We start from the raw sequence: 6,223 nt of genomic DNA, 5'->3' as shown, positions 1-6,223 counted from the left end.
GAACCTAGGTATGGCGGTACCAAAAACCGCTGCCTTACCACTTGGCGACGCCCCAACCGTGGCGCGGTGTTTAGCGAAGGCCCCGGCGGGCTGCAAGGGGGGCGGGGCAGAAAAATGGGGTCTCCTTCATGTGGGATGTGATCGTTCTCGGCGCCGGCGCCGCCGGCATGTTCGCCGCCATCGAGGCCGGGCGGCGCGGGCGGCGGGTGCTGGTCGTCGACCATGCAGCCAAGGCCGGCGAGAAGATCCGCATCTCCGGCGGCGGGCGCTGCAACTTCACCAATCTCGGCATCTCGGCCGAGCGGTTCCTGGGCCGCAATCCGCGCTTCGCGCTGTCGGCGCTGAAGCGGTTCACGCAATGGGACTTCATCGCCCGGATGGATGCGGCGGGAATCGCCTGGCACGAGAAGACTTTGGGGCAGCTCTTCTGCGACGGTCCCTCGACGCAGGTGGTGCAGATGCTGCTGGCGGACATGGAAGCCGCGGGCGTCACGCTCTGGACCGGCTGCGAGACCGGGGCGGTGACGCGGCGGGGCGCGGGATTCGCGGTGGAGACAAGGCGCGGGGTGCAGGCGGCGGCTTCGGTCGTCGTCGCCACCGGCGGCAAGTCGATCCCGAAGATGGGAGCCTCGGCCCATGGCTACCGCATCGCCGAGAGCTTTGGGCTGGCCGTCACCGAGACCCGCCCGGCGCTGGTGCCGCTGACCTTCGCCGAGCAGGAGCTGGAATGGATCCGGCCGCTGGCCGGGGTCTCGGTGCAGGGCCGGGCCTCCTGCGGGCGCGTGGGCTTCGACGAGGCGGTGCTGTTCACCCACCGCGGCCTGTCCGGCCCGGCGATCCTGCAGGTCTCCAGCTACTGGCGCGAGGGCGAGACGGTGGCGCTGGACCTCTGCCCCGGGACGGATGCCGGGGCGGTGCTGCGGCAGGCCAAGCGCGAGGCCGGGCGGGGGCAGCTGGCGGGCGCCCTGGCCCGGCTGGTGCCGGAGCGACTGGCGCGGCATCTGGCCCTGGCCTCCGGGATCGCGGGTCCGCTGGCCGAGGTGCCGGGGGCCACGCTGGACCGGGTGGCGGGCGGATTGCACGACTGGCGGCTCACCCCGGTGGGGTCCGAGGGCTATCGCACGGCCGAGGTGACGCTGGGCGGCGTGGATACCAACGGGCTGGACGCGCGGACGATGGAGGCGAAGGCGGTGCCGGGTCTCCATTTCGTCGGCGAGGTGGTCGATGTCACCGGCTGGCTGGGCGGCTACAACTTCCAATGGGCCTGGTCGAGCGGATGGGCGGCGGGGCAGGTGGCGTGAGGGGCCTCCTTGTCGTTCCATCACGCGGGCGGCGGGGGCGAGCCCGGAAAAAACACCTCCGGCCGGGTTAACAGGCGCGGAACGCGCCCCCGGCCAGTGCCCGACCGCCCCATGGGCGGGCGCTTCTGTGCCGTCCGTTCTCCGCTCCACCCGAAGGAGAGGCCGCACCATAAAGCGCCTGCTACGCACCGTCGGAAGCGCCCACCCGCGGTCGGGCGCCGGCCTCTGTTGCGTGAACGTCCGCCTGCACTTACACCCGCAGCGGGTTCGCCTTCGCCAGCCGGTCGAAGGCCATCAGGCTCTCCAGCAGCGCCGGCATCCGGTCCAGCGGCACCATGTTCGGCCCGTCCGATGGCGCGCGGTCGGGGTTCTCGTGGGTCTCGATGAAGACACCGGCGATGCCGATCGCAACGGCGCAGCGGGCCATGACCGGGGCGAATTCGCGCTGGCCGCCGGAGGAGCCGCCGAGGCCGCCCGGCTGCTGCACCGAATGGGTGGCGTCCATGATCACCGGCCAGCCGGTCTTCGCCATCGTGGGCAGGCTGCGCATGTCGGCCACCAGCGCGTTGTAGCCGAAGGACACCCCGCGCTCGGTCAGCAGGATGCGGTCGTTGCCGGTCGAGGCCACCTTGTCGGCCACGTTCGCCATGTCCCAGGGCGCCAGGAACTGGCCCTTCTTGATGTTGACCACCGCGCCGGTCTTGCCCGCAGCCAGCAAGAGGTCGGTCTGGCGGCAGAGGAAGGCGGGGATCTGGATCACGTCCACCACCGTCGCCGCCTCGCGGGCCTGGCCCTCGTCGTGGATGTCGGTCAGCACCGGCAGGCCGGTGTCGCGAATCGCCTCCAGCACCTTCAGCCCGGCCTCCATTCCCAGGCCGCGGCGGCCGGACAGGGAGGAACGGTTGGCCTTGTCGTAGCTGGCCTTGAACACATAGGCGGCGCCCGCCGCGGCGCAGGCCTCGGCCATCCGCCCGGCGATCATCTGGGCATGGTCCAGGCTTTCCAGCTGGCAGGGCCCGGCGATCACCATAAGCGGCAGGTCGTTGCCGCAGGCCAGCCGGCCGATCTTCACCGTTTTCATCGTCTTTCTCCTAGGCCGAGACCTGTTCGCGCAGGATCGAGATCGTCATCGACACCATCAGGTAGATCCCCAGCAGGATCAGCATGGTGACGAGCGTGTTCTCGAAGCTGCGCGGATAGGCGGGCGCATCGGTCGGCACCGGGCTGACCGAGACGGAAAGATAGCGGACCTGCCGGTTGGCCTCCACCCGGGAATTCTCCATCGCCTGCAGGGCCTGCGCCATCAGCATCTGCCGCGTCTGCACGTCGGCCTGGGCGATCAGCAGCTCGCCCTGGATGCGGGCGAGGGATTCGCCGCTCGCGCTGCCCTCGGTCAGCTTAGCGCGCAGGATGGCGATCTGCTCCTCCAGCGTGGCGATGCGGCGCTTCACCGGCTCCATCCGAGCCTGGTTGGGGGATTCGTTCGCCTCCATCTGCGCCAGGCTCAGGCGCTCCTGGGTCAGCTGCGTCTCCAGCGCGCCGATCTGCTGGGTGAGAAGCGTGACCTCGACATCCGAGGACAGCACCTTGAACTTCTCCTGCAGCTCGATCACCCGTCGCTGCGCAGCAAGGACGGCGGCCTCGGCGTCCTCATAGTTCTTCTGCGCGTCCTGCATGGTGTTCTCGCGCTTGCGCTTCGACATGTGGTCGACCTGCTCCTCGGCATAGGAGATCAGCTTCTCGGACCATTGCACCGAAAGCTGCGGATCGGGGGCGATCACCTCCATCTTGATCAGCCCTTCGGTCTGGTCGTAGGAGATCATCATCCGCTTCTGGTAGACCGCGTAGGCGTCGTCCATGTTGGCGTCGTCGGGCAGGCGCTGCAGCGGGTCCATGTGGTCGCCCTGGAAGGCGGCGCGGAAGCCGACGTCCTGCTCCAGCCGCAGCATGGCGTCGCGCGACATCAGGTAGCCCTGGACGACGATGGAATCCTGCATGTTGGCGGCCGGCGTGCCGGTCAAGAGCCCGCCGATGCCCGAGGCGGCCGGCGGCTCGGCGGTCTGGATCACGAATTCCGACTTGGTGGAATAAAGCGGCGTCGCCACCATGGCGAAATACCAGCCGGCGATCAGCGTCGGCAGGCCGACGAAGACGAACATCCGCGCCGCCAGCAGCGCCAGCTTGCGCTTGCGCCGCTTGGCGATGTCCTGCTGCATCTTCAGGATCTCGGCGGCGTGGTTCACCTCGGCCCGCTGCTCGGTCGAGGGCAGCTGGATCGGCTTGATGGTCTGCGGCAGCCGCACGCCGTCGCCCGGCAGCGGCGCCAGCGCCCGGCCGGTGCCCGGCGGCGGCGGCGCGGGGGGCTGGCCGGGCGCCGTCTCGGGCTCGGAGGCCACCAGGTCCAGCATCGAGGCGCGCTGGAACGGGTCGATCCCGGCCTGCCGCAACAGCCGCACTGCGTCGAAGTCCGAGGTGGCGGGCAGGTTGTGGCGCTGCGCCAGCCGCCGCGCCATCCGCAGCTGGCGGCCGGTCAGCCCTTCCTTGCGGATCGCCTCCAGCTGGGTCTCGGGGCCCGAAGGGGCAGGGAGGGGCGCGGCCTCGGCTTCGCGGGTCGAGCCGGGGAAGTGCTGGTCGCCGAAGCCGTCGTCATGGGTGGCGAAGGGCATGTCGTCGGCGGCCGCGGCGGGCACGGCGACGGGGCGCGGCCGCGGGGCCGGGGCGGCGGCCGGGTCCGGGCGGCGGATGTTGAACCGGACAGCCTTAAGCGGTGTAGTCATAGAGCCGTTTCGCCTCTTCGAGGGTGTCGAACATGTAAAGCTGGCCGTCCTTCAGCACCGCCGCCTGGCGGCAGAACTTCTCCAGCGTCTGCGCCTGGTGCGAGACGATGACGACGGTGGCGTTCTTCAGCCGCTCGCGCAGGATGCCGCCGGCCTTGCGGTTGAACTCGACATCGCTGGTCGAGGGCATCCCCTCGTCGATCAGGTAGATGTCGAACTCCAGCGCCAGCATCAGCGAGAAGGTGAAGCGCGACTTCATCCCGGAGGAATAGGTCATCACCGGCATCTCGAAATATTCGCCCAGGCCGCAGAGCCAGCGGCAGAAGCTTTCGACATAGTCCGGGTCCAGCCCGTAGAGCTTGGCGATGTAGCGCGAATTCTCCAGCGCCGACTGCTTGCCGGCGATGCCGCCCATGAACCCCAGCGGGAAGGAGACGCGGCTGGTGCGGGTGATCACGCCCTCGTCCGGCTTCTCCAGCCCGGCCATCATCTGGATGATCGTGGTCTTGCCGGTGCCGTTCGGGGCGAGGATGCCGAGCGAGCGGCCGATCTCGACCCGGAAGGAGGCGTTGTTCAGGATCACCTTCCTGCGGGTGCCCGTCCAGAACGATTTGGAGACATTGCTGAACTCGATCATCCACACGTCAGGCGACGGCCGGGGGCCGCCGCGCCTTTCCTTGCCTCTTGCCGCCGGGGCGGACCGCCTGCGCGCCAGCCTGCCGGATCTTGGTTGCCGTCCGGTTGCCGGCCTTGTGCCCGCGAGGGAATCTCCCGCGGGAAGATGCAGGCTAGCCGGTCTTTGCGGCCGCATTATGTCGGGGTTCCGCATTTCCGACAATGGCGGCGTGCGCGGACGATCACGCCTGCGTCACCCTGCCGGCCTGCGAGGGCGTTCCGGCCGGCCGCGCGGGACGGGGCAGGACCAGCGCCACCGCGCCCGCCAGCAGCGACAGGGCGAGGCCGAGGCGCGCCGCCTCCTGCATGGCGCCGCCGGGCAGGGCGGCGGAGATGGCGATGGCGGGGACGGTGAAGCCCATCGACAGGATCATCACGATGCGCAGCAGGTCGCCGGTCGTCACCCCGGGCGGCAGCCGCAGGCCCGAGGCCCTGGCCAGCGCCAGCCCGGCCGTCACCATCCCCAGCGGCCGCCCGATCCAGAGGCTGCCCAGCGTGACCAGCGTGGTCGGCGCGAAGGCCTGGAAATCCACCCCGCCGCGGATCACCCCGAACAGGAACAGGATCACCGCGACTGGACGCACCAGCAGATGCGCCAGCCGGTTCAGCGGATCGTGCAGGAACCCCTCGGCCTCGGCAAAAAGGCCGAAGCTGCGGTCGGCATGGGCGATGGCCGGGATCACCGGCAGCAGGCCGAGCGCGGCGGGCATCCCCGAGGCCGCGGTGCCGAACCAGGACAGCGCCCCCGCCAGCAGATAGGGCCAGAGCCTCTGGCCCGCGCGCCTTTGCCGCTCGGTCGCGCCGGGGGCGGGGCCGCGGCCGCAGAGCGCCCAGACCCCGAAGCTGGCGGCGAGGGGGAGAGCCAGCCAGAAGAGCCGCCAGGACAGGTTGGGGTTGGTCAGGCCCAGGATCAGCAGCGCCAGGATGTCGGTGGCGATGGCGAGAAGCAACAGCAGGTGCAGCGCCGGATGGCCCTGCCCGAACACCCGCCGCCCGACCAGATAGGCCAGCACCACGTCGGTGCCCAGGGGCACGGTCCAGCCCTGGCCGAAGCTCGCCTCCTCCGCCGTCTCGATCAGCGCCTGCAGGACCAGCCAGACCGGCGCGGCGCCGATCAGGCCCCCGACCGTCAGCCCCATCGGGAACACCGCCCGCCGCCCCGCCAGCGCGCCGCGCTCCAGGATCAGCGATTCCCACAGTTCCTTGCCCACGAAGAAGAAGAACAGCGCCATCAGCATGTCGGCCACCACCATGAAGGGGGTGATCGACACCGTGCCGCGCCAGACCCAGTTCGGCAGCGCGACCTCGGCCACATGCCATTCGATGAAATCGTAATAGCTCGCCGGGGCGAGGTTCACCCAGAGCGTGGCGGTGGCGATGCCGAGCAGCAGCGCAAGGCCGAAGTGGCGGACAAAGGGGGAAATGCGATACATGATGCCTTGCGTCCAGACTGATGCCATGGGTATCGCG

5 protein-coding genes are annotated in these 6,223 nt (G+C 69.9%); 1 reads left to right on the top strand and 4 read right to left on the bottom strand.

What is annotated here, in order from left to right; all coding sequences use genetic code 11:
* Positions 1-128: 128 nt before the first annotated feature.
* Positions 129-1,301, top strand: a complete 1,173-nt coding sequence (locus G5B31_RS20080; protein ID WP_165019979.1) for an NAD(P)/FAD-dependent oxidoreductase — start codon at positions 129-131, stop codon at positions 1,299-1,301.
* 250 nt (positions 1,302-1,551) lie between these two features.
* On the opposite strand, the gene kdsA is transcribed toward G5B31_RS20080, so the two are convergent.
* The 4 genes from kdsA to G5B31_RS20060 all read right to left on the bottom strand — a co-directional run bounded on the left by kdsA (position 1,552) and on the right by G5B31_RS20060 (position 6,186).
* Positions 1,552-2,382, bottom strand: coding sequence for a 3-deoxy-8-phosphooctulonate synthase (gene kdsA / locus G5B31_RS20075; RefSeq protein WP_165019978.1), 831 nt, complete (start codon positions 2,380-2,382; stop codon positions 1,552-1,554).
* A gap of 10 nt (positions 2,383-2,392) precedes the next feature.
* Positions 2,393-4,078 carry a capsule biosynthesis protein gene (locus G5B31_RS20070; RefSeq protein WP_165019977.1) on the bottom strand — a complete coding sequence of 562 codons (1,686 nt, stop codon included), beginning with the start codon at positions 4,076-4,078 and terminating at the stop codon, positions 2,393-2,395.
* A complete protein-coding gene (locus tag G5B31_RS20065; RefSeq protein WP_165019976.1) occupies positions 4,062-4,715 on the bottom strand; it encodes an ABC transporter ATP-binding protein in 654 nt (217 codons plus the stop codon). Before G5B31_RS20065 ends, G5B31_RS20070 begins: the two co-directional genes overlap by 17 nt.
* A 220-nt stretch (positions 4,716-4,935) precedes the next feature.
* Positions 4,936-6,186, bottom strand: coding sequence for a Na+/H+ antiporter NhaA (locus G5B31_RS20060; RefSeq protein ID WP_165019975.1), 1,251 nt, complete (start codon positions 6,184-6,186; stop codon positions 4,936-4,938).
* Positions 6,187-6,223: the final 37 nt, after the last annotated feature.

Origin of the sequence: Rhodobacter sp. SGA-6-6 (assembly GCF_011043545.1) — a bacterium.
GTDB lineage: Bacteria > Pseudomonadota > Alphaproteobacteria > Rhodobacterales > Rhodobacteraceae > Pseudogemmobacter.
Note: the sequence above shows the minus strand (reverse complement) of the source record. Positions and strands in the feature narration are given on the sequence as shown.